Origin of the sequence: Agrobacterium sp. P15N1-A (assembly GCF_044626815.1) — a bacterium.
GTDB lineage: Bacteria > Pseudomonadota > Alphaproteobacteria > Rhizobiales > Rhizobiaceae > Agrobacterium > Agrobacterium leguminum.
This window is the reverse complement of the sequence record NZ_JBIUPF010000002.1, coordinates 428,818-450,977: the sequence shown is the minus strand read 5'-3', so window position 1 is coordinate 450,977 and position 22,160 is coordinate 428,818. Positions and strand designations below refer to the sequence as shown.

Below are 22,160 nucleotides of genomic sequence, written 5' to 3'. Positions count from 1 at the left end.
TGGCTTTGCCTTAAGACGCGTTACCCGCGCCGCAAAGCCTCATAGACTTCGCCGAGACTCGTGGCCTCTTTTTCAAGCGGAAATGTGCTGCGTACATGCGAAAGGCCGGCCTTTGCATGGCTCTCGGCAAGAGTCGGGTCGGCAAGATAGGTCCTTATCGCATCCCTGAGCGATGCATAGTCACCCGCCTCGACGACTGCGCCGGTCTCGCCCCTGACGATCATTTCCTCATAGGCGCCGGCGGTGCTCGTGACGACGGCCGTTTCCGATGCCATGGCCTCGAGCGGCGTCAAGCCGAAACCTTCATTGCGGGACGGGGCGACATAGAGCGTCAGCCGCCGGTACCACGGCTTGATGTCGTCCACCTCACCCTGAAATACGATGCGATCCGAAAGGCCGGCGGCCTTGACATCGGCCTCGAGTGCTTCGGCAAAAGCCTTGTGTTCCGCCGTTACGCGGCCGGAAACAATGGCTGTCCATTGCGGATGGGCGGGCAAAAGCTCGATCATGGCGCGCACGAAGAGATCGGTGCCCTTCTGGTGGCGCACCCGTCCAAAGCAGCCGATGAGATATTGTCCCGGCAGGCCGGTTGCCGCGATTGTATCTTCCGGGCCGGTTGCCGGATGGAACAGGTCGGTATCGACGCCATGCATGACGACGCGATGGGGTACTTCCAGAAACGAGCCGGAACGGGTGCTGGTCGCGACCACGGCGTCCATCTTCGAAATCAGAAACCGTGTATAGGCGGAATGCCGCCTCTGTGCGGCCGAGGTGAACAGCAGCTTCACCTTCATGCGCAGCACGTCACGCATGAAAAGACCCGGCAACATTTCGAGGTTGCGCCGGGCATGCCAGATGCGCGGGCCGCCCTGCGGGCCGTCTTGCCAGAGCCGCCACAGATCGCGGAAACGCACATGCGGCAGATGCGGCGGTAAACCCGGTCCAATGACGGCCACCTTCTGTCCCAGCCGGTTCTGCACCGGAATAAGTTGAACGATGGTGGAGGTGACGCCGGAAAGCCTGCGTTTGAAGTTCGGCGCGAGCACCTGCACATCTTTCAGACTGGCGTGGGACAAGATGGGCTTCCGTCTTTGCGGCTAATTCGGGGGATTGAAGACGTCAAGAAAAGCAATGCACCCGCATGGGGCGCATTGCATGTGAGGGCATCAGCCCCACTGAACCGCGAGAATCTCGTAGCCCTTGGCGCCGCCCGGAGCGTTGACTTCGATGCTGTCACCGACTTCCTTGCCGATCAGCGCGCGGGCGATGGGCGAGGAGATGGAGATGCGGCCGGCCTTCACATCGGCTTCCTGGTCGCCGACAATCTGATAGGTCTTTTCCTCGTCGCTATCCTCGTCCACCAGCTTCACGGTGGCGCCGAACTTGATCTTCGAGCCCGACATCTTGGAAAGGTCGATGACTTCCGCGCGTGCGGTCAGGTCTTCGAGTTCGGTGATGCGGCCTTCATTGTGGCTCTGTGCTTCCTTGGCAGCATGGTACTCGGCGTTTTCCGAAAGGTCGCCATGGGCGCGCGCTTCCGCTATCGCCTCGATGATACGGGGGCGTTCCTCCTGCTGGCGCCAGCGCAGCTCCTCCTGCAGCTTGACGAATCCACCCTGAGTCATCGGTACTTTTTCTACCATTTTTTTATCCTTCGCATTCCGGTCGCTTTACTTGCAGACACAAAAAGAAACAGGTTCCGGAGGGGAACTCCGGAACCATGCCAAAATCATAACTGAGCCGACTATATCAGAAGACGACAGCGAAATGCCAGCAAATTTGAGGCGTGCATATTTTAAGGCTTAATCAATGACTTAGCCTATGTCATTGACATTCGTCCATGGAACATATAGTGAACATACCCATGAAGAAGTCGATCAGGCAACGGCTGGCCATTCTCTCCGACGCGGCGAAATACGACGCCTCCTGCGCATCCAGCGGCACGACAAAACGCAACTCCGCAGCATCGGGCGGTCTGGGCTCCACGGAAGGGTCGGGCATCTGCCATGCCTATGCGCCGGATGGGCGCTGCATTTCGCTTTTGAAAATCCTGCTCACCAATTTCTGCATCTATGATTGCGCCTATTGCATCAACCGTTCCTCCAGCAATGTCGAGCGGGCGCGGTTCACGCCGGAAGAGGTGGTTTGGCTGACGCTGGAGTTTTATCGGCGCAACTATATCGAGGGGCTGTTTTTGTCCTCCGGCATCATCCGCTCCTCCGATCATACGATGGAGGAGATGGTGCGCGTGGCGCGGGAGTTGCGCGTTACCCATGGTTTTCGTGGGTATATTCACCTGAAATCCATTCCCGAAGCATCGCCCAGGCTCATCGAGGAGGCAGGGCTCTATGCGGATCGTCTCTCGATCAATATCGAATTGCCGACCGATAGCGGCATTGGCCGTTTCGCGCCGGAAAAGCAGCCCGTCAATATTCGCCGCTCCATGGCCGATATTCGCCTGAAGATCGAGGAGGCCGGGGAGCCGACCGTCCGGACACGCAAGACCAGGCGCTTTGCGCCGGCCGGGCAGAGCACGCAGATGATCGTGGGGGCGGATGGCGCTGACGATAGTACCATTCTCTCCACCAGCGCCCGGCTTTATGGCAGCTACGGCTTGCGGCGCGTCTATTATTCGGCCTTCAGCCCCATTCCCGATTCGTCGAAAAACCTGCCGCTCATCAAGCCGCCGCTGATGCGGGAACACCGGCTTTATCAGGCGGACTGGCTGTATCGCTTTTATGGCTTCGATATTAGCGAGATAACGGCGATCGGCGGCGACGGCATGCTCGATCTCGATATCGACCCGAAACTCGCCTGGGCGCTGAAACATCGCGAACGTTTCCCGGTGGACGTCAATGCGGCGGATCGGGAAATGCTGCTGCGTGTGCCCGGTTTCGGCACCAAGACGGTCGCTTCCATCCTGTCGTCGCGGCGGTTCCGGCGGCGGCGGCTGGAGGATGTCGCGCGTTTCGGTGTTTCCCTGAAAAAGGTGAAGGCTTTCATCGTTGCCGAGGGCTGGACGCCGGGCAAGCTGACCGAGCGGCCGGATTTGCGGGCGATGTTTGCACCGCAGCCTGAACAATTATCGTTGTTGTGATGTATGGCCCGGTTCTGGAAGGGCGGGGCGATTTCGTCGAGTGGCGCGATGCCGCGCGTGCGGCCCTTGCCGCCGATATTCGGCCGGAGACGATTGACTGGCGGTTGCGGGATGACGGGGCAGGGATGCTGGATTTCGCCGGTGAGCCCTTGCCGACGGTCGATGCCGGCAATGGGCAGGTTTCCGTTCCGGCCTCGTTCGTGGCCCTGGCGCAGGCCGTCATCTGCCACGGCGATCCCGGCCGGTTTGCACTGCTTTACCGGTTGTTGTGGCGGCTGAAGCGGGATCGCGCCCTGTTGCAGTTCAAGTCCGATCCGGATGTTGCAGAGGCCCGGTTGCTTGAAAAATCGGTGCGCCGGGATTGTCACAAGATGACGGCTTTCGTCCGTTTCAAGGAGTTGCCCTTGCCGCAGGGGCAGGGCGGGCGACGGCGGTTCGTGGCCTGGTTCGAGCCGGATCATTTCATCGTTGAGCGAACGGCAGCGTTTTTCCAGCGACGGTTTACCGATATGGACTGGCTGATCGCCACGCCAAAAGGGTCCGCCCGATGGGATGGGAGCGAGTTGCAAACCTCGCGGGAGGCGGCCGCGAAGCCTGATCTGACGGACGAGACGGATGAACTCTGGCGGACCTATTATGCCAATATATTCAATCCGGCGCGCCTCAAGATCAAAGCCATGACGGCGGAGATGCCGAAGAAATACTGGAAGAACCTGCCGGAAGCCGATCTCATTCCCGACCTCATCCTCGGTGCGGAGGCGCGGGTGCTGGAGATGGCCGCCAGGGCGGCAAGCCAGCCGCAGCCTTTTCACCATCGCCTGCAGGCTGCGGCCGCCGCACGGGAGATGCCGCAACCCGTGCCGGATGGCACGCTCGCATCGCTGGCGCGGGAGGCTGGCCATTGCACCCGCTGCCCCCTGCATTGCAGCGCCACGCAAACGGTTTTCGGTTCGGGGCCGGAGGATGCGGAAATCATGATCGTTGGCGAGCAGCCGGGCGATCATGAAGATCTCGCTGGAAAGCCTTTTGTCGGCCCGGCCGGCCAGCTTTTCGACCGAACTCTTGCCGATGTCGGTATCGAGCGCAAAAAGCTTTATGTCACCAATGCCGTCAAACACTTCAAATACGAAACGCGCGGCAAACGACGCATCCATCAGCGGCCGAATGCGGGCGAAATGGAGCAATGCCGCTGGTGGCTCAATCAGGAAATCGCGCTTATTCGGCCGAAACTGATCGTTGCCATGGGCGCAACGGCGCTTTATGCGCTGACCGGCGGCAAGGAAAAACTCTCGGAGATTCGGAGCCGTCCTCTGCCGATGGCGGATGGCCGAACGCTTTTTGTCACCGTGCACCCGTCTTATCTCCTGCGCCTTGCCGATGGGCAGGCGAAAGAGGCGGAAATGATGCGGTTCAAGAAAGATATTAGTTTTATTAGAATGTTCGAATGAATTTTTAATTGCTCGCTGGGGATTTATTCAGGTCTCTGGCCAAAACTTGCAGTAGTATCATTTGATAATTATTTATCTGTTATTTTTATTGAAATTTTATACTTTCTATTATAATTGATTTCTCCGAATTTATTTACCGTATGGACAAATCATGTTGGGTGAACTCGACCTTGCGACAGTCATACTGATGCAAAAGTGTTCTTACATCGTTGGGCTTTTGAGTTTTATCTATCTGAAAATGACCAATCGCGGCTTGCGCGGTCCCATCCCCCTTGCGGCGGGTTTCGCCTCGATGGCGATTGGCGCCACGCTTGCCGGTTACGGCGAATGGGGAATATTGTCGCCCGCCTTATGGCGGCTCGGCAGTGTCGTTTTCGGTATTGTGGGGTACGCGCTGATCTGGCTCGGCTTGAAGGCGTTGAGCGATGGGCGTTCCGTCGACCGACGGACCGTATCCCTTGTCTGCCTCATCTCCGTGCTGGCGATGGTGGTCGCGCAGCAGGTGGCGGACAATAATGCGTATCGCGCGGCGCTCTTCAATGGCTGCGCGTCGCTCGCCTATCTCGCCGGGGCATTGGGGCTTTTCGCCAGATGGCGCAGGGAGCCGCTGCTCTCGCGTCTGGCGCTGGGTGCGATCACCGGCATCTCCGGTCTCATTTCGCTATCTGTGGTGAAAAGCGTGCTTTTCCCCGATTATGCCACCCTCAATCTGGTCAATGCATTCTTCTTCATCATCATGCTGAACTTCGCCATTGCCCTGTTCGTGATGATGCTCGTAGCCGAGCGGTCCGAACGCAAACTGCTGGTTCTTGCGAATACCGACCCGCTGACGGGCGTCAAGAACCGGCGTTTCTTCTTCCAGACCATGCCTGCGACGCCCGATCCCGCCGATGCGGCCATGTTGCTGGATATCGATCACTTCAAGTCGATCAACGACCGTTTCGGCCACGCCGTCGGCGATAGCGTGCTGCAGGAAGTGGCGAAGCGCATCGGCGGCAGCATCCGCGGCGGGGATGTGCTGGCGCGTTACGGCGGAGAGGAATTCATCATCTACCTGCCGGGCGCCGGCGTTCGCAAGGCCTGCATGATCGGCGAACGCATTCGCGATGCGATTGCGGTAACCGAGGTCGATTGCGGCGGTCTGCGCGTCGGCGTCACCATCAGCATCGGCGTTGCCGCCACTGGCGAGATGCGCTGCGATCTCCAGACGCTCGCGGAAATGGCGGATCGCGCACTTTACCGCGCGAAGATGGAAGGGCGCAATTGCGTTCGGGAGGCGCAGGCGGCATAGGCGGGGCTGCGGGCCGTCGATCTTTCCGCAGGGCCGCACCGCGTCTTTTTGTCGTGTAGCGTCGTTGTTGCCCTTCGGTCTTAAAAGGGCGGCTTGTCTGCTTCATCCGCCGTGGCACGATGGGACAGGGCCTCTTTCAGAAGAACCTCGATCTGGGCATTGACGCTGCGCAACTCACCGCTCGCGGTGTGCCGGATCATGTTCAATATTGCGGGTTCGATCCGCAGCGGAAAAGCCACACGCTCCGGTCCCGGTGGACGTCCAGCCATGGTCAGTCCTTCAAGGCGGTGCTTTGGCTTATCGGGGCCAGGTGTTCCCATCGCCGGGACCCGATGGCGGGGCGATTCAGCATCTTCATGGAGCATTTGGCCGGAGCTTTGGCAACTGCGCGGCGAATGGCTGCGGGCGATCCGTCATTGCGGAATAGGGACATCATGGGCCTCGTTCGAACCTGATGTTTTGATACCGGCAATGAATTGCAGCAGGATTACGCGATGCAAAACGCCGCGGATATGGTGACCCGCGGCGTTTTGTTTTCATTCAGCGTTGGAACCTGGGGTTCCCGCAGCTTACTGGAAGTAGCTCTGCAGCGGCTTCACTTCCAGATTGCCGGCCTTCAGCGCCTTGATGGCAAGCGCTGCCGCTTCCGCGCCGGCCATCGTCGTATAGTAAGGCACCTTCTGCATCAGCGTCGCGCGGCGCAGCGACTTCGAGTCAGAAATCGCCTTGTTGCTGTCGGTGGTGTTGATGACGAGCTGGACCTGACGGTTGCGGATGGCGTCTTCGATGTGCGGACGGCCTTCCTGCACCTTGTTGATCTTTTCGGCGTTGATACCCTTTTCGGCGAGGAAACGCTGGGTGCCGCCGGTGGCCAGAACCTTGAAGCCGCTTTCCACGAGAATGCGGATGGCAGGCAGAACGCCTTCCTTGTCCTCGTCACGCACCGAGACGAAGACTGCACCGGAGCGGGGCAGGTCGACGCCTGCGCCGAGCTGGCTCTTGGCGAAGGCCAACGCGAAATCGGTATCGAGGCCGATGACTTCGCCGGTCGAGCGCATTTCCGGTCCGAGCAGGATGTCGACGCCGGGGAAGCGGGCGAAGGGGAAGACGGCTTCCTTGACGGCAATGTGCTTCAGGTTGCGCGGATCGGGCTTTTCGCCGTAAGCGGCAATCGCCGGATCGAGCTTCTCGCCGGCCATGACGCGGGCGGCGATCTTGGCGATCGGCGCGCCGATGGTCTTGGCGACGAAAGGCACGGTGCGCGAGGCGCGCGGGTTGACCTCGAGAACGTAGATCGTGCCGTCCTTGATGGCATATTGCACGTTCATCAGGCCGCCGACATTGAGCGCCTTGGCAAGCGCGGTCGTCTGGCGTTCCAGCTCGTCAACGATTTCCTTCGACAGCGAACGGACCGGCAGCGAGCAGGCCGAGTCGCCCGAATGGATGCCGGCTTCTTCGATGTGCTCCATGATGCCCGAGACGAAGACGCTTTCGCCGTCGCACAGAGCATCGACGTCCACTTCCACGGCGTTGGTCAGGTAGCTGTCGAACAGCAGCGGGTTCTTGCCGAGCAGGGTGTTGATCTGGCCGGTTTTGTCGTTCGGGTAACGCTGCTTGATGTCCTCGGGTACGAGGCCCGGAACCGTGTCGAGCAGATAGGTCTGGAGCTGGCCTTCCGAATGGATGATCTGCATGGCGCGGCCACCCAGAACGTAGGACGGGCGAACGACCAGCGGGAAGCCGATTTCCGAAGCGACGAGGCGGGCCTGCTCTACCGAATAGGCGATGCCGTTGTTCGGCTGGGCGAGATCGAGCTTCATCAGCAGCTTCTGGAAGCGGTCGCGGTCTTCGGCAAGGTCGATCATGTCAGGCGCGGTGCCGAGGATCGGGATGCCGTTCTTTTCCAGCGCTTCGGCGAGCTTCAGCGGGGTCTGGCCGCCGAACTGCACGATGACGCCGACCAGCTCGCCCTTTTCCTGTTCGGCGCGCATGATCTCGATCACGTCTTCGGCCGTCAGCGGCTCGAAATAGAGGCGGTCGGAGGTGTCGTAGTCGGTGGAAACCGTTTCCGGGTTGCAGTTGATCATGATGGCTTCGAAGCCGGCATCCTTCAGCGCGAAGGCGGCGTGGCAGCAGCAATAATCGAACTCAATGCCCTGGCCGATACGGTTCGGGCCACCGCCGAGGATGACGACCTTCTTGCGGTCGGAAACCTGAGCTTCCGAGCGGGCTGCGCCAACGAAGGGAATTTCATAGGTCGAATACATGTAAGCGGTGGGCGACGCGAATTCGGCAGCGCAGGTGTCGATGCGCTTGAAGACCGGACGAACATTGAGGCTGTTGCGCAGTTCGGCCACTTCTTTCGGGCGCTTGGACGTCAGGCTGGCGAGGCGGGCGTCGGAGAAGCCCATTGCCTTCAGCATGCGCAGGTTTTCGGCGTCCTGCGGCAGGCCATGCTCGCGGATGCGGGCTTCCATGTCTACGATGGCCTTGAACTGGGCGATGAACCACGGATCGATCTTCGAGTTTTCGTGGACTTCCTCTTCGCTCATGCCCATGCGCAGCGCCTGGGCGACCATGCGCAGGCGGTCCGGCGTCGGCGTGCCGATGGCGGCGCGGATGGCGTTCTTGGAACCTTCGCCTTCCTCATAGCCGGGGATTTCGATTTCATCGAGACCGGTGAGGCCGGTTTCCATGCCGCGCAGCGCCTTCTGCAGCGATTCCGCGAAGGTGCGGCCGATGGCCATGACTTCGCCGACCGACTTCATGGCGGTGGTGAGGATCGGGGAAGCGCCGGGGAATTTCTCGAAGGCGAAACGCGGGATCTTGGTGACGACGTAGTCGATGGAAGGTTCGAAGGAAGCAGGTGTCGCGCCGCCGGTAATGTCGTTCTCAAGCTCATCCAGCGTGTAGCCGATGGCGAGCTTGGCGGCGATCTTGGCGATCGGGAAGCCGGTCGCCTTCGATGCCAGCGCGGAGGAGCGCGAAACGCGCGGGTTCATTTCGATGACGACGAGGCGGCCGTCCTTCGGGTTGACGGCGAACTGCACGTTCGAGCCGCCGGTTTCCACGCCGATCTCGCGCAGCACCGCAATCGAGGCGTTGCGCATGATCTGGTATTCCTTGTCGGTCAGCGTCAGCGCCGGCGCAACAGTGATCGAGTCGCCGGTGTGGACACCCATCGGATCGATGTTTTCGATGGAGCAGATGATGATGCAATTGTCCGCCTTGTCGCGGACGACTTCCATCTCATATTCCTTCCAGCCGAGAACCGATTCTTCAACCAGAACTTCCGTCGTCGGCGAGGCGTCGAGACCGCCCGAGACGATGTCGAAGAATTCCGAGCGGTTATAGGCAATGCCGCCACCGGTGCCGCCGAGCGTGAAGGACGGGCGGATGATGGCGGGCAGGCCGACATGGTCGATGGCCTGAGCGGCAATGGCCATGGCATGGGCCATGTAGCGCTGCTTGCGGTCGGTTTCGCCGAGGTTCCACTGGTTTTCGAGATCGTCCAGCGCCTTGTCGAGATCGGGGCCGGAAAGCTTGCCCTTCAGCTCGGTGCGCGCTGCCTCGTGCTTCTTGCGGTCGGCATCCTTGATTTCGGTGGCGTTGGCGAGCATCGAGCGCGGGGTTTCAAGGCCGATGCGAGCCATGGCTTCGCGGAAGAGGGCGCGGTCTTCGGCCATGTCGATGGCTTCGGGTTTCGCGCCGATCATTTCGACATTGTAACGGTCGAGAACGCCCATGCGCTTGAGAGAGAGCGCGGTGTTGAGCGCGGTCTGGCCGCCCATGGTCGGCAGAAGCGCATCCGGGCGCTCCTTGGCGATGATCTTGGCCACGACTTCCGGGGTGATCGGCTCGACGTAAGTGGCGTCGGCAAGGCCCGGATCGGTCATGATCGTGGCCGGGTTGGAGTTGACCAGGATGACCCGGTAACCCTCTTCCTTCAGCGCCTTGCAGGCCTGGGTGCCGGAATAGTCGAATTCACATGCCTGACCGATAACGATCGGTCCCGCGCCGATGATGAGGATGGACTTGATATCTTGGCGCTTCGGCATGGCTCTCTCGTTCCGCTTTTCGGTTGCGCAAAACACCGGCCAGGGTGGATGATCACCGGCCGGGGGGCGCAATTCAAATGTTTTCAGGCTAGAAGCGGCTTATAGGCAAATGTTTTTGAGAACGGAACCCCATAAATTCCGGAATCGACAGAAACTCTTAACCGGCAGGGGCATGTGCGGTGAAACGGGCCTGGACCGCTGCACTATAGGAGCGGCTGACGGGGATTTCCGTGCCGTCTCTTGTAATGACATGCAGACGACCGGCCTGTTTGCGCAGCGAGACGGCGTCGGCATCGGCAATCCAGTGCGACCGGTGCACCTGCAAGCCCTCGGTCTGGCCTATTTCTTTCAGCGCATCGGAAAACCGCAGCAGAACCAGTTGGCGTCCGCGCGTGGTGACGATTTCAGTATAATGGTCCTGCACCGACAGCCGCAGCAATTCTCCGCGCTTTTGCGGCGGCAGCCGCTCCAGCAGCGGCGCGGTGCCTTTTACCTCGCATTTGGTATCTTCGTCCGTGTCCGTAGCGGTATTGGCCGCTGTTTCGAGCGACTGGCAGGCGGTGAGATAACTCAGCAGGCAGAAGATGGCGCAGAGAGGCAGAGACGACAGGCTGCTTTGCAGAAAGGGGCCGAAACCCATTTCCTTGCCTGAAAAGACCCGGTTCGTGATGGTAAGCAGTAGCCCGATCGGCAGGGCGGCAGTCAGCGAGCCGATCATCATGCGCGTCAGCATATTTTCGATGCTGCCGGCAAGGATGCTGTTGGCGATGATGGAAAAGGATATGGCGAATGTCCAGGCGCTGCCCTGTATGATTGTCCAGTAAAGCAGCCGGTCGGCGAAGCTCATGGTTTCGCTCGTTCCGAAAGGTCCGGTCATGATGAAGATCGCCAGCACGGCGAGAAACGTCAGCCACAGCCTGCGCGATTGCAGGATGGCGTGCATTTCACGAAGCGTGGATTGCAGATATGGGTGATCCACGAAGTTTTCCTGCGGTTGGCGTCAATCCGTTTTTCCTGAGGGCATGTTTTGCCCAAATTGCCGGTGATTTCAACCGAGCCGAAACAGCACCCATGTCACTCCAGCCATTGTTAGACGCACCGCTTGCCGTGCAGTTCCATGTCGCCACCGTCGTGCCTGCGGCCATCCTCGGCGCCTTCATCTTCCTGCGTCCGAAGGGAACCGCCATCCACCGCCTGCTCGGCAAGATCTGGGTGGTGCTGATGGCTTCGACTTCAGTCTCGACGTTCTTCATCCATGAATTGAGGATGTTTTACGGTTTCAGCCCGATCCACCTGCTTTCCGCCTTCACGATATATGGCTGTCTGCAATCGATCTATTTCGCCCGCCGCGGCGATATCAGACGCCATATGCGGATCATGCAGAGCGTTTATCTCGGCGCTCTCCTGTTTGCCTTCCTGTTTCTGACCGTGCTGAAACAAAGACGCAGAGCCGCATGAAAGACTCCGTTTACTGCCTCTGCTTCCTTCCGGAACAAGATGTATTATAGTGCCGTTATAAGGCAGCTTGTTAAAGGCGATATCCGCCGGGAGAATAGCATGGAATGGAGAGGGCGCCGCCAGTCGGACAATATCGAGGACCGGCGCGGCATGTCGGCGGGATCGGGGCCAGGCGGTAGCGATCCTTTTTCCCGTGGCGGAATGCGTGTGCCTATCGGGCGGCGCGGCGGCGGTATCGGTATTGGCGGCATTCTGGTCATCCTACTGATAAGCTGGGTGCTTGGCATCAATCCGCTGACGTTGCTTTCGGGCGGCGATATTTCACTGGATGGCGGCGGCACCACGCAGCAATCCAGCGGCCAGCAGGCTGGCACGCGTCCGCAAGGCCAGTCGTCGGACGAGACGACGGCTTTCGTGCGCACCGTACTGGCCGAGACGGAAGATACGTGGAGCGGCATTTTCCAGTCCGCCGGTGAGACCTATCAGAAGCCGACGCTGGTTCTGTTCTCCGGTCAGGTGTCTTCCGCCTGCGGTTATGCTTCCGCCGCCAGCGGCCCGTTCTATTGCCCGGGCGACCGTAAGGTCTATCTCGACACCAGCTTCTTCAAGGAACTGGACCAGCGTTTCGGCGCAGCCGGCGATTTCGCGCAGGCCTATGTGATTGCGCATGAGGTGGGCCACCACATCCAGAACCTGACCGGCGTTCTGCCGGAGTTCAACCGCCGCCGCCAGTCGATGAGCCAGGTGGATGCCAACAAGATGTCGGTGCGCGTCGAGCTTCAGGCCGATTGTTATGCCGGCATCTGGGGCAAGTTCACCGAGCAGAAGGGCATTCTCGAAACCGGCGACCTCGAGGAAGCGCTGAATGCAGCCCACCAGATCGGCGACGATACGCTGCAGAAGCAGACCCAGGGCTATGTGGTGCCTGACAGTTTCAACCACGGCACCTCGGCACAGCGCGCGGAATGGTTCAAGCGCGGTTTCCAGAGCGGCCGTGTCGAAGATTGCGATACGTTCTCGGCGAATATCTGAGAACCGGACAGGAGAGGGGGCTTTTCAGCCCCCTTTTCATTTAGCGCATCAAAAGCGCCCCGGCATACATGCCGAGGGCGAAAACCGTATGGGCCACGAGGTTGAGAATACGGACTTTGGTGGGATTGGGCGTTTTTGATGCCGCCCAGCCGATGCCAAGACCCGGCTGCAACAGGAACCAGCCGGCACCGACCGTGACAATGCCGACGATCCATGGCTGGATGAAGGATGGATTTGCAAACCACGCAGCCGGCACCACCAGTGCCAGAATAATGCCGTAGAGGATGCCGACGGCATAATGCGAAATCCAGCCGAGCGCCAGTTCATGCTCGTAAGGTGCGGCCGTGGCGATGCTGTCGTGAAAAATCGTGCCTTTCGGCACATGCCAGAACCAGCGGCCGACCGGCGCCCAGTTCGGTGCTGACTGGCCGAAAAACCGGTGCAGCACAATCGCCCATATATCCATAAACACGGTGCCGCCAATGCCCATGGCAATGCCGCGCCAAATCAGTTCCAGCATAAATCCCTCCACATATCATGATTGATCAAGCTCTAGCGGATCGGGCCGGTAGAGAGAACGGGGTATCGTTCGCGCGGCAAATAAAAATGGCCGGATCGGTCCGGCCATGAAAGAGGTTGAAACCTTTCCTCCGTCATGCCGGACTTGATCCGGCATCCAGCCACGGCGCGTCTGCGCCGTGAGGAAATGAGTCTTTCGCGATCAAGGACTTGATCGCGCTGGACCCCGGATCTAGTCCGGGGTGACGGGGTTTGTATGCTTTGCCTCCACCTAACGAGCAAGCGGTTCCCCTAAGCAGCCCGCCCATATTCCGCCTGCCGCCGCGTTGCCGTGGCAAGCTGGAATTGCGCGAGCAGCTCGTTGAGCGCCGCCGCTTCCGAGGCGAGCCCGTGGCTTGCGGCCGTCTGCTCCTCGACCATGGCGGCATTCTGCTGCGTGCCCTGATCGATGGTGTTGATGGCGGTGTTGATTTCCTGAAGTCCGGTTGACTGTTCGCGCGACGACGTCACGATGGCGTCGATGTGGCGATTGATCTCCTGCACTTCGCGGACGATGGTTTCCAGCGCTTTGCCGGCATTGCCGACGAGATCGACGCCGGACTGCACCTGCGATGTCGAGGCGTTGATCAGCGTCTTGATCTCCTTCGCCGCATTGGCGGAGCGCTGGGCAAGCTCGCGCACTTCCTGGGCGACGACGGCAAAACCCTTGCCGGCTTCACCCGCACGCGCAGCTTCCACGCCGGCATTCAGCGCCAGAAGGTTGGTCTGGAAGGCGATTTCGTCGATCACGCCGATGATGTTGCTGATCTCGGACGACGATTTTTCGATGCCCTCCATGGCGCGCACCGCATCTTCGACGATGACGCCGGACTGTTCGGCATTGTTGCGGGCGCGGTCGACCAGACGGCCCACTTCTTCCGCACGGCGGGCGGAATCCTTGACCGTGGTGGTGATTTCCTCAAGCGCCGCCGCGGTCTCTTCCACGGAAGCGGCCTGCTGCTCGGTGCGCCGCGCCAGATCGTCGGCGGACTGACGGATTTCGCCGGCGCCGGCGTCGATGGCGCGGGCGTTCTGGCCGACGGTGCTGAGCGCTGCGTTCAGCTTGGCGACGGAATTGTTGAAATCATCGCGCAGGCGGTCGATGCGTGTCACGAAGGGCGTGTCGATGCGGTAGTTGAGGTCGCCATCGGAAAGATGCGCCAATCCACGGGCGAGCGAATCGACCGCGAACTGGATGTCGGCGGCGTCCTTTGCCGCCAGTCTTTCGCGCTCGCTGCGCTCCCGTTCGGAAAGTGTGCGGTTTTCTTCGGCATCGCCCTCGAGGCGCAGGCGTTCCATGGCGTTCGACCGGAACACGGCGACGGCTGCGGCCATGGAGCCGATCTGGTCGGTGCGCTCCTGACCCGGAATCGCGACCTCGAGATTGCCGGATGCGAGGCCTTCCATGGCTGACGTCATCTGCGTCACCGGGCGAACGATGAAGCGGGACAGCACGGTGGCCAAAAGACCGATCATGATCGCGGCGGCGAGAATTGTGGCGATGGTCGCCGCCAGGCGGAACTGGCCAATGGCGCCATAGGCAACATCGGAATCAACGACAAAGCCGAGATACCAGTCGACCGAGGGCAGGCCGGCAACCGGAATGAAGCTGGCGATCTTGCCCTTGCCGTCGATTTCCGTCTGCGAAATGGCGGAGGAAATGGCCGGCGCATTGACCTTGAAGAGATCGGTCAGCGGCTTGTCGACGAATTTCGGATCGGGGTGAATAAGGATCTTGCCGTCCTTGCTGACGAGGAACGCATATCCGTCCGTGCCGGCATCCACCGACTTGATCATGTTGACCAGCGAATTGAGCGAGAAGTCGCTGCCCGTCACGCCGGCCAGCTTGCCATCGATGGAGACGGGAATGGCGGCGGTGATGATGAGCCCGCCGGTTGAGGCGTCGTTATAGGGTTCGGTCAGAACCGTCTTGCCGGCCTTGACCGCATCCAGATACCACGGACGCTTGCGCGGGTCATATCCTTCCGGCAGCGGCGTTTTGGGGAAGGTGGTGAAGCTTCCCGTTTCGGCATTGCCGAAATAGGTCGACATGAACTGCGCGGTCAGAACGTCGTTTTCCAGAAACCGCAGCTTCGCCTCTTCCTCGGGAAGCTTGGCAAGCGTCTTTGCCACTGTTTCCGTCAGCATGATGCGGCCATTCAGCCAGTTGGCGATGCTTTGCGCGGCCTGCTTGCCGGAAGAATCGATATTTTCCGCAACCGCTTCCGTCGTGACGCGGTGCTGAAGGCTGTCGATGTAGAAGGAAAAACCGGCAAAGGCGGCGACGACAAGCGAAGACGCCGCAAAGAGGATGCGTGTCATGAGATTGGTTTTTTTGGGCAAGCTACACGTCCTTGGAACAGGATGTACCGTTCGGCTCATCTTGTGAAATGGTGGGAAAGACATGCCAGAAAGGCGGGAATATTCTGCATCATGCAGCTTGTGATTTAAAAGAACTACGCGATGTTCTAATGAATAAAGCGGAATGGTAAAATTCAGCTAAATTTATCTTATGTCATGTCGTTTACGCCGAGGCCGGCGCGGGGCCATTCGTTTGCGTAAATTTTGATCACTCATCCGCAAAGGTTGCGTGCAGGAAGGGAATATTTTATTCATCACCATGCTGCCGTTGCGCAATTCGCGGGCAACGGCCAAAGTTCAGGTGAATTACAATGTCTTCGTCGGTTGTTGCAGAAACCGTTCCGTCCGGATCGGGGTCGTGGTTTTCGCATTTTCAGGCTACGCTTGCGCTGGGAATTCCGCTCATCGGTGCGCAGCTCGCACAGCTTGGCATCCATACAACGGATATGGTCATCGTCGGACAGCTTGGCGCTGAAAAGCTGGCGGCCATGGTGCTGGCCGGCCAGTTCTTCTTCGTCGTCTTCATTTTCGGCTCCGGCTTTTCCGTGGCCGTGGTGCCGATGGTAGCGCAGGCCTACGGGCAGGGAGACGCGACGGCGGCCCGTCGCTCGCTGCGCATGGGCATGTGGGTGGCGATCGCCTATTGGGTGCTCGCCCTGCCGATCTTCTTCAATGCCGAGCGCATTCTCATTTCTCTTGGGCAGAACCCCAATGTGGCGGCGCTGACCGGTCATTATCTCGCCATCGCCAAGTTCGGCCTTTTGCCGGCGCTGCTGTTTTATGTCCTGCGCGGGCTCGTCAGCGCCATCGGGCGCGCCGGCATCATTCTTTATGTCACCATCATCATGCTGGTGATGAACGGCGTGCTCGCCTATGCGCTGGTGTTCGGCCATTTCGGATTGCCGGCCATGGGCATGAACGGTGCTGCCGTCGTTGCCGTCATCGTCAATGCCTTCAGCTTCATCTTCATCGTCGCCTATGTGCAGACGCGGGAGGAAACCAGGAAATACGAGCTGTTCGTGCGTTTCTGGCGGCCGGACTGGCATGCGCTCTTCGAAGTGCTGCGCCTCGGTCTGCCGATCAGCATCACCATCCTTGCCGAAGTGACGCTCTTCGCCGCCGCTTCGATCCTGATGGGGCAGATCGGCACCGTGCAGCTTGCGGCGCACGGCATCGCCCTGCAGCTCGCCTCCATCGCCTTCATGATTCCGCTCGGGCTGTCGCAGGCGGCGACCGTGCGGGTGGGCATCGCCCGCGGTCAGGGGGACTTCAAGAACCTCATCCGCGCCTCCATCATGGTCTATGCGATTGCCTGCGGCATTGCCATTTGCGGCGGCATTCTGTTTGCGGCCGTGCCGGAATTTCTGGCGAAATGGTTCTTGGATGCAAAATTGCCAGAGGCGGCGGAAGTGCTCGCCTATGCCAGCAGCCTGGTGGTGATCGCCGGCATCTTCCAGCTGGTCGATGGCATTCAGGCCGTGACGGCGGGCCTGCTGCGCGGATTGAAGGATGCGCGCATTCCGGCGATGCTGGCGCTGATTTCCTATTGGCCGATCGGGCTGGCGCTTGCCTGGACCATGGCCTTTCCGCTCGGCTTTGGCGGGCGCGGCGTCTGGTTCGGTTTCGTGATCGGCCTTTCGACGGCGGCCGTTCTGCTCACCATCCGCTTCGTCCTTCTGGTGAAGCGTGAAATGCAAACGGCCCGCTGAAAAGCGGGCCGTACAATCTTTCCTGATTTTACGAGGTATCAGCGCTCGGCGAGCGCTGCCTCGCCTTGTCTCTCGCGCAGCAGGTTGACGAAGCGGCGGAAGAGATAGTGGCTGTCCTGCGGGCCGGGCGATGCTTCCGGGTGGTGCTGGACGGAGAAGACCGGCTTGCCGACGATGCGCAGGCCGCAATTGGTGCCATCGAACAGCGAGATATGGGTCTCTTCGACGCCTTCGGGCAGCGACTTGGTGTCGACCGCAAAGCCATGGTTCATGGAGACGATTTCAACCTTGCCGGTGGTGAAGTCCTTGACCGGGTGGTTGGCGCCGTGGTGGCCCTGGTGCATCTTCTCGGTCTTTGCGCCGACGGCGAGACCGAGCATCTGGTGGCCGAGGCAGATGCCGAAGATCGGCAGCTCGCTCTTGATGAGGTTCTGGATGACCGGCACGGCATATTCGCCCGTCGCGGCCGGGTCTCCCGGGCCGTTGGACAGGAACACGCCATCCGGCTTCAGCGCCAGAATGTCTTCGGCCGACGTCTGGGCCGGAACGACCGTGACCTTGCAATCCAGACCGGCAAAGAGGCGCAGGATGTTGCGCTTGACGCCGAAATCCACGCAGACGACGTGGTACTTGGCATCGGCTTCGCCGAGCGTGCCGTAACCCTTGTTCCAGACCCACGGCGTTTCCGTCCAGGTGGAGGACTGGCCGGAGGTCGCTTCGATGGCGAGATCGAGACCGACGAGGCCGCTCCAGGCCTTGGCTTCTGCCTTCAGCGCTTCGATGTCGAAGACGCCGTTCGGGTCATGGGCGATGACCGCGTTCGGCGCGCCGTTTTCGCGGATCCATGCGGTGAGCGCGCGGGTGTCGATGCCGCAAAGGCCGATGACGCCGCGGGCCTTCAGCCAGGCATCGAGATGCTTGGCGGCGCGGAAGTTCGACGGATCGGTGATATCGGCCTTGAAGATGACGCCGACGGCGCCGCGACGGGCGGCGGGCGTCAGGTCTTCGATGTCTTCCTCATTGGTGCCGACATTGCCGATATGCGGGAAGGTGAAGGTAACGATCTGGCCGAGATAGGAAGGGTCCGTCAGGATTTCCTCGTAACCGGTCAGCGCCGTGTTGAAGCAGACTTCGGCCTGAACCTTGCCGGTTGCGCCGATGCCCGTTCCTTCAATCACCGTGCCATCGGCAAGAACAAGCATTGCGGTCGGTTTGCGGGTAGTCCAGGGCGCTGTCTCGGTCATCTCGTTCCGTTTCTGCCGCTTCGCACCCCGCCTCTTGAAAGGCAGGGGGTAAGGGGCCATTTTTGTCGCAGGCTTCGTGACATAAAGGGGCGCGCGATAAAGCTCGCGTTCCGACCCTTCGTTAAAATCTCGTGCAGGTGCCGGAAAATAACGAAAGCAGCCCAAGCGGTCAACCGCAGGGCCAAGATTTACGTGGAATTAAACCACCGTATTTTCAAGGTCTTATGCATTTGATTTGCTTGAGCGTGTCTGCTCGTTTATGTCGTTTCGCAAAATGAGGTGGAAAGTTTCCGTATCGAGAAGCTGCGGAAAGCGCTTTCCCAAGGAGAAGAAAAATGATGCGCGACACGTTCGCAAACGCTTTGAAGGACGCATTGAAGGCTCGCGATGCACGCCGCACCTCGACCGTGCGCCTCATCCAGACCGCCATCAAGGATCGCGATATCGCCAATCGCGGCGTGGGCAAGGACCCCGTCAGCGATGAGGATATCATGCAGATCCTGACGAAGATGGTGAAGCAGCGGGAAGAATCCGCCACCATCTATGAAGGCGCCGGCCGCCCCGAGCTTGCCGCTCAGGAGCGCGAGGAAATCGTCATCATCAAGGAATTCATGCCGGAAGAAATCCCGGCCGAGAAGGTGCGCGAACTCTGCCAGGCCGTCATCACCGAGACCGGCGCCTCGGGCCTGCGCGACATGGGCAAGTGCATGAATGCGCTGAAGGAGCGTTATCCCGGTCAGATCGACTTCGCCAAGGCTTCCGGCGTCGTCAAGGATTTGCTGAAGTAAGTTCGGGCATCCTTAAAAAGTAAAGGCAGGGCAGATGTGGGCTGCCCTGCCTTTTTTCTGTCGACGAAAACGCATTCCGGCGGATCAAAATGCGATCCTTCACAGGCTTTTTTCGGGGGACGTGCCTGCGGGCGTCGGCAGATTATACGGAGGTCAATTGCTGCCTTCGCTGATGTTTTTACATCGCCGCTTCGGCTTGCTCAAATTACAAAAACATAATTTTTGGTGATGCTGCGGTGCCATAAATTTGCCCGAAGCAGGCGCAATGGCGATTTGCTGTCTTCAACCCTGCCGCTTTTTCTGTTCATGCACATAATGGCGCAGAACGGCGTTCATACGTGTCTGATATCCTTTGCCGGTGGACTTGAAAAAGTCCACGACGTCCTGATCGACACGGATGGAAATGGATTGTTTGGCTGTGGGGAAAACCACCTCAGCCTTTGACCAGTCGATATCCTCAAAGCCCGCCCAGTCCGGGTCGTCACGTGTGGCGCGTTCGATGTCCTCGTCGGTCATGGCGTCGACGCGCGCCCAGTCGGTTCCATCTTCGCCCTTGGCGATCTTTTTGCGGATTTCATCCGGAGAATATCTGACGATACGTTCTTCGCTCATTTTTCCTCGTCGCCCTTGCTGATATGATCCGGCAAACCTCGCCCCGCATCGTATAAATGATGGCGATGAGATCGTCTGTATCCGGGCATATCGCCAGAATACGACTTTCCCCGTTTTGATCGGAGCGACTTTCCAGATGGGGTTGCGAAAGCGCCCGCGCCGCCCGTGGAAAGTCGATGCCGTGCTTCTGAATATTAATCTGCCGCTTGTTTTCATCCCATTCAAAGGAAATGAAATCTTTCGTCACAATGTCCATGAGCAGCCTGAAACGGGTTCCACTTCAAAGGCCCTCATGCGCCACTTTTGTATGTTCATCTGTATATACATCAATGTCAACACCGCCTGTGAATAGTGGGTATTATTTACCTGCCCGTTTTGTATTGCGGCTTTTCTGCGCTTATATGAAAGACTGGCCTCGAATAGGTAACCCATGCGCTTTTCCAATTCTTTCCTCGATGAGATACGCGACCGCGTGAACATCTCCGATGTGATCGGCCGACGTGTGTCCTGGGACAAGAAGAAGACCAACACGTCGCGCGGGGATTATTGGGCCTGCTGCCCTTTCCATGGCGAGAAAAGCCCGAGCTTTCACTGCGAGGACCGCAAGGGGCGCTATCATTGCTTCGGTTGCGGCGTTTCCGGCGATCACTTTCGCTTTCTGACCGAGCTTGAGGGCCTGAGTTTTCCGGAGGCCGTGCAGCAGATTGCCGATATGGCCGGCATTTCCATGCCGCAGCCCGATCCGCAGGCGGAAAGGCGCGAGCGTGAGCGCACCTCGCTTCAGGACGTCATGGAAATGGCGACGCTGTTCTTTCAGGACCAGTTACAGACCGCGCTCGGTGCGCGGGCGCGGGCTTATCTGCGCGATCGCGGGTTGACCGGGCGCACCATCGAGACTTTCCGACTGGGTTATGCGCCCGATAGCCGCAATGCGCTGAAAGAGCATCTGGCGAGCAAGGGCGTGACGAAGGAACAGATGGAGGCCTGCGGGCTGGTGGTGCATGAGAATGTGCCGGTCTCCTACGACCGCTTCCGCGACCGCATCATGTTCCCGATCCTGTCGTCGCGGGAAAAGGTGATCGCTTTCGGCGGCCGTGCGATGGCCGCGGATGCGGTGGCGAAATATCTGAACTCCAACGAAACGGAGCTCTTTCACAAGGGCAATGTTCTCTACAATTTCGCCCGCGCCCGGCGCGCCTCGCAGGCGGCCGGCGGTTCGGTCATCGCCGTCGAAGGTTATATGGATGTCATCGCGCTCTATCAGGCGGGTGTGGAAAATGCCGTCGCGCCGCTCGGCACGGCGCTGACGGAAAGCCAGCTCGACCTTCTCTGGAAAATGTCGCCGCAGCCGGTTCTCTGCTTCGATGGCGATGGCGCCGGCATTCGCGCCGCCAACCGTGCGGCCGATCTTGCCCTGCCGCATATCAAGCCGGATCGTTCTGTCAGCTTCGCGCTTCTGCCTGACGGAAAGGACCCGGACGATCTCGTGCGGTTGGAGGGACGTGCACCTTTCGACCGGGTGCTGTCTGAAGCCAAGCCGCTGGCCGCGATGATCTGGAGCCGCGAGACCTCCGGCGTCACTTTCGATACGCCGGAAAAACGCGCGCAGCTTGAAAGCCGGTTGCGGCAGATCGTGGCCGTGATCGGCGACGAGACGGTGCGCCGTTTTTACCAGCAGGATATGCGCGACAGGCTGAACGGCTTTTTCCAGCCGCGTTTTCAGCAAAGCGGGGCTCAGAACGGCAATTTCCGCCGCAACGGCGCGCAGCCGGCGGGACGCGGCTTCCAGCGCAATGTGCCGGGACGGGGCGGGGCGATGGCCGCGCCGGCCAGCAGCATTTCAGACCGGCTGGTGCAGTCTGGCCTTGTCAGGGGCTATCAGACAAAGCCTTCTCTCCGGGAAAGCGTTCTTGCCATCACTATCGTCAACCATCCCGAATTGCTGCTCGAGGAATATGACGAGATTGCCGCCATCGACTACGAGAACCGCGATCTGCAGCGCCTGTGGTCGACGGTGCTGACCTATGCGGCGGAAAGTGCGGCGGAGATTTCGCGGGCAGGGCTGATCGAGCGCCTGTCGCAGCAGGGTTTCGAGGTGCTTTTGAAGGCCATGGATCAGCAGGTTCGCAATGCCCGCCTGTGGACGGCGACGGAGCAGGCGGCGATGGAGGATGCGCGCGAGGGTTACGTGCAGGCGCTTTCCCTGCATAAGAGGACGAAATCCCTGCTCTGGCAGAAAAAGGAACTCGAGCGGGAAATCGCCGAGGCGACGGATGACGAACGCGGTACATTGCTGGTGCGGGCGCTGGCCGAAGTGCAGCTGGAAATCGGCCGTATGGAAAATCAGGAGGCGATAATCGATGGTTTCGGGGTCATGTCCGGCCGGGTGAAGGGGCCGGCCGTCGGCCATGGCTGAGGGCGGTCGGCAGAATTGAAAGGTGTTTGGGGTTGCCTTTTGCGGCAGGCGTCCTAAATAGGGGATAGTCTGGTGATAACCCGCAAAA

Annotated in this window: 18 protein-coding genes; 8 read left to right on the top strand and 10 right to left on the bottom strand. The window is 59.8% G+C overall.

The annotated features are described in order from the left end of the window. Positions 1–20: 20 nt before the first annotated feature. Both ACIK7D_RS10145 and greA read right to left on the bottom strand, forming a co-directional pair. A complete protein-coding gene (locus tag ACIK7D_RS10145) occupies positions 21–1,076 on the bottom strand; it encodes a glycosyltransferase family 4 protein (RefSeq protein WP_400156218.1) in 1,056 nt (351 codons plus the stop codon). A gap of 90 nt (positions 1,077–1,166) precedes the next feature. Beyond that, positions 1,167–1,643 carry a transcription elongation factor GreA gene (gene greA / locus ACIK7D_RS10140; RefSeq protein WP_003522847.1) on the bottom strand — a complete coding sequence of 159 codons (477 nt, stop codon included), beginning with the start codon at positions 1,641–1,643 and terminating at the stop codon, positions 1,167–1,169. Positions 1,644–1,864: 221 nt separating this feature from the next. Here greA and ACIK7D_RS10135 point away from each other — a divergent pair, with 221 nt between their 5' ends. From ACIK7D_RS10135 to ACIK7D_RS10125, 3 genes are all read left to right on the top strand, one after another. Then, the gene (locus ACIK7D_RS10135) at positions 1,865–3,097 is read left to right on the top strand and encodes a putative DNA modification/repair radical SAM protein (protein WP_400156388.1); all 1,233 of its coding nucleotides are present in this window, start codon (positions 1,865–1,867) and stop codon (positions 3,095–3,097) included. Beyond that, a complete protein-coding gene (locus tag ACIK7D_RS10130) occupies positions 3,097–4,545 on the top strand; it encodes a UdgX family uracil-DNA binding protein (RefSeq protein WP_400156217.1) in 1,449 nt (482 codons plus the stop codon). Before ACIK7D_RS10135 ends, ACIK7D_RS10130 begins: the two co-directional genes overlap by 1 nt. A gap of 151 nt (positions 4,546–4,696) precedes the next feature. Then, the gene (locus ACIK7D_RS10125; protein WP_400156216.1) at positions 4,697–5,836 is read left to right on the top strand and encodes a GGDEF domain-containing protein; all 1,140 of its coding nucleotides are present in this window, start codon (positions 4,697–4,699) and stop codon (positions 5,834–5,836) included. A gap of 80 nt (positions 5,837–5,916) precedes the next feature. Here ACIK7D_RS10125 and ACIK7D_RS10120 read toward each other — a convergent pair whose 3' ends face one another. From ACIK7D_RS10120 to ACIK7D_RS10110, 3 genes are all read right to left on the bottom strand, one after another. Further along, on the bottom strand, positions 5,917–6,105 hold the full coding sequence (locus ACIK7D_RS10120; protein WP_400156215.1) for a hypothetical protein: 189 nt from the start codon (positions 6,103–6,105) through the stop codon (positions 5,917–5,919). A 300-nt stretch (positions 6,106–6,405) separates the two neighbouring features. Continuing rightward, positions 6,406–9,894, bottom strand: coding sequence for a carbamoyl-phosphate synthase large subunit (carB, locus tag ACIK7D_RS10115; protein ID WP_003522842.1), 3,489 nt, complete (start codon positions 9,892–9,894; stop codon positions 6,406–6,408). 157 nt (positions 9,895–10,051) lie between these two features. Beyond that, entirely contained in the window at positions 10,052–10,873 is an 822-nt protein-coding gene (locus ACIK7D_RS10110) for a LytTR family DNA-binding domain-containing protein (RefSeq protein ID WP_400156214.1), read from the bottom strand. 92 nt (positions 10,874–10,965) lie between these two features. Between ACIK7D_RS10110 and ACIK7D_RS10105 the strand changes: the two genes are divergently transcribed. Beyond that, positions 10,966–11,352, top strand: a complete 387-nt coding sequence (locus ACIK7D_RS10105; RefSeq protein ID WP_400156213.1) for a DUF2306 domain-containing protein — start codon at positions 10,966–10,968, stop codon at positions 11,350–11,352. 99 nt (positions 11,353–11,451) lie between these two features. After that, the gene (locus ACIK7D_RS10100; protein WP_400156212.1) at positions 11,452–12,384 is read left to right on the top strand and encodes a neutral zinc metallopeptidase; all 933 of its coding nucleotides are present in this window, start codon (positions 11,452–11,454) and stop codon (positions 12,382–12,384) included. Between the two features lie 40 nt (positions 12,385–12,424). Here the strand turns inward: ACIK7D_RS10100 and ACIK7D_RS10095 are convergent, their stop codons facing one another. Further along, complete coding sequence (locus ACIK7D_RS10095) at positions 12,425–12,904, bottom strand: DUF2938 domain-containing protein (protein WP_400156211.1); 480 nt, start codon at positions 12,902–12,904, stop codon at positions 12,425–12,427. A gap of 290 nt (positions 12,905–13,194) precedes the next feature. Further along, positions 13,195–15,285, bottom strand: coding sequence for a methyl-accepting chemotaxis protein (locus tag ACIK7D_RS10090; protein ID WP_127757305.1), 2,091 nt, complete (start codon positions 15,283–15,285; stop codon positions 13,195–13,197). Between the two features lie 329 nt (positions 15,286–15,614). Here ACIK7D_RS10090 and ACIK7D_RS10085 point away from each other — a divergent pair, with 329 nt between their 5' ends. Further along, positions 15,615–17,012, top strand: coding sequence for an MATE family efflux transporter (locus tag ACIK7D_RS10085; RefSeq protein ID WP_080816355.1), 1,398 nt, complete (start codon positions 15,615–15,617; stop codon positions 17,010–17,012). Between the two features lie 38 nt (positions 17,013–17,050). Here the strand turns inward: ACIK7D_RS10085 and carA are convergent, their stop codons facing one another. Further along, positions 17,051–18,256, bottom strand: coding sequence for a glutamine-hydrolyzing carbamoyl-phosphate synthase small subunit (carA, locus tag ACIK7D_RS10080; protein WP_003522834.1), 1,206 nt, complete (start codon positions 18,254–18,256; stop codon positions 17,051–17,053). Positions 18,257–18,591: 335 nt separating this feature from the next. Between carA and ACIK7D_RS10075 the strand changes: the two genes are divergently transcribed. Next, positions 18,592–19,044, top strand: coding sequence for a GatB/YqeY domain-containing protein (locus ACIK7D_RS10075; RefSeq protein ID WP_127757303.1), 453 nt, complete (start codon positions 18,592–18,594; stop codon positions 19,042–19,044). 282 nt (positions 19,045–19,326) lie between these two features. Here ACIK7D_RS10075 and ACIK7D_RS10070 read toward each other — a convergent pair whose 3' ends face one another. Together ACIK7D_RS10070 and ACIK7D_RS10065 are read right to left on the bottom strand one after the other, a co-directional pair. Beyond that, positions 19,327–19,656, bottom strand: coding sequence for a BrnA antitoxin family protein (locus ACIK7D_RS10070; protein WP_127757302.1), 330 nt, complete (start codon positions 19,654–19,656; stop codon positions 19,327–19,329). After that, the gene (locus ACIK7D_RS10065; protein ID WP_127757301.1) at positions 19,619–19,912 is read right to left on the bottom strand and encodes a BrnT family toxin; all 294 of its coding nucleotides are present in this window, start codon (positions 19,910–19,912) and stop codon (positions 19,619–19,621) included. Before ACIK7D_RS10065 ends, ACIK7D_RS10070 begins: the two co-directional genes overlap by 38 nt. Positions 19,913–20,086: 174 nt before the next feature. Here ACIK7D_RS10065 and dnaG point away from each other — a divergent pair, with 174 nt between their 5' ends. Then, entirely contained in the window at positions 20,087–22,072 is a 1,986-nt protein-coding gene (dnaG, locus tag ACIK7D_RS10060) for a DNA primase (RefSeq protein ID WP_127757300.1), read from the top strand. Positions 22,073–22,160 lie beyond the last annotated feature (88 nt).

Excerpts from the sequence above, each read along its gene's own strand:
- ACIK7D_RS10135 (WP_400156388.1), top strand. The coding sequence starts at position 1,865 with ATGAAGAAGTCGATCAGGCAACGGCTGGCCATTCTCTCCGACGCGGCG.
- ACIK7D_RS10120 (WP_400156215.1), bottom strand. The coding sequence starts at position 6,105 with ATGGCTGGACGTCCACCGGGACCGGAGCGTGTGGCTTTTCCGCTGCGG.
- greA (WP_003522847.1), bottom strand. The coding sequence starts at position 1,643 with ATGGTAGAAAAAGTACCGATGACTCAGGGTGGATTCGTCAAGCTGCAG.
- ACIK7D_RS10125 (WP_400156216.1), top strand. The coding sequence starts at position 4,697 with ATGTTGGGTGAACTCGACCTTGCGACAGTCATACTGATGCAAAAGTGT.
- ACIK7D_RS10095 (WP_400156211.1), bottom strand. The coding sequence starts at position 12,904 with ATGCTGGAACTGATTTGGCGCGGCATTGCCATGGGCATTGGCGGCACC.
- ACIK7D_RS10100 (WP_400156212.1), top strand. The coding sequence starts at position 11,452 with ATGGAATGGAGAGGGCGCCGCCAGTCGGACAATATCGAGGACCGGCGC.
- ACIK7D_RS10070 (WP_127757302.1), bottom strand. The coding sequence starts at position 19,656 with ATGAGCGAAGAACGTATCGTCAGATATTCTCCGGATGAAATCCGCAAA.
- ACIK7D_RS10065 (WP_127757301.1), bottom strand. The coding sequence starts at position 19,912 with ATGGACATTGTGACGAAAGATTTCATTTCCTTTGAATGGGATGAAAAC.
- carA (WP_003522834.1), bottom strand. The coding sequence starts at position 18,256 with ATGACCGAGACAGCGCCCTGGACTACCCGCAAACCGACCGCAATGCTT.
- carB (WP_003522842.1), bottom strand. The coding sequence starts at position 9,894 with ATGCCGAAGCGCCAAGATATCAAGTCCATCCTCATCATCGGCGCGGGA.
- ACIK7D_RS10130 (WP_400156217.1), top strand. The coding sequence starts at position 3,097 with ATGTATGGCCCGGTTCTGGAAGGGCGGGGCGATTTCGTCGAGTGGCGC.
- dnaG (WP_127757300.1), top strand. The coding sequence starts at position 20,087 with ATGCGCTTTTCCAATTCTTTCCTCGATGAGATACGCGACCGCGTGAAC.
- ACIK7D_RS10105 (WP_400156213.1), top strand. The coding sequence starts at position 10,966 with ATGTCACTCCAGCCATTGTTAGACGCACCGCTTGCCGTGCAGTTCCAT.
- ACIK7D_RS10075 (WP_127757303.1), top strand. The coding sequence starts at position 18,592 with ATGATGCGCGACACGTTCGCAAACGCTTTGAAGGACGCATTGAAGGCT.
- ACIK7D_RS10085 (WP_080816355.1), top strand. The coding sequence starts at position 15,615 with ATGTCTTCGTCGGTTGTTGCAGAAACCGTTCCGTCCGGATCGGGGTCG.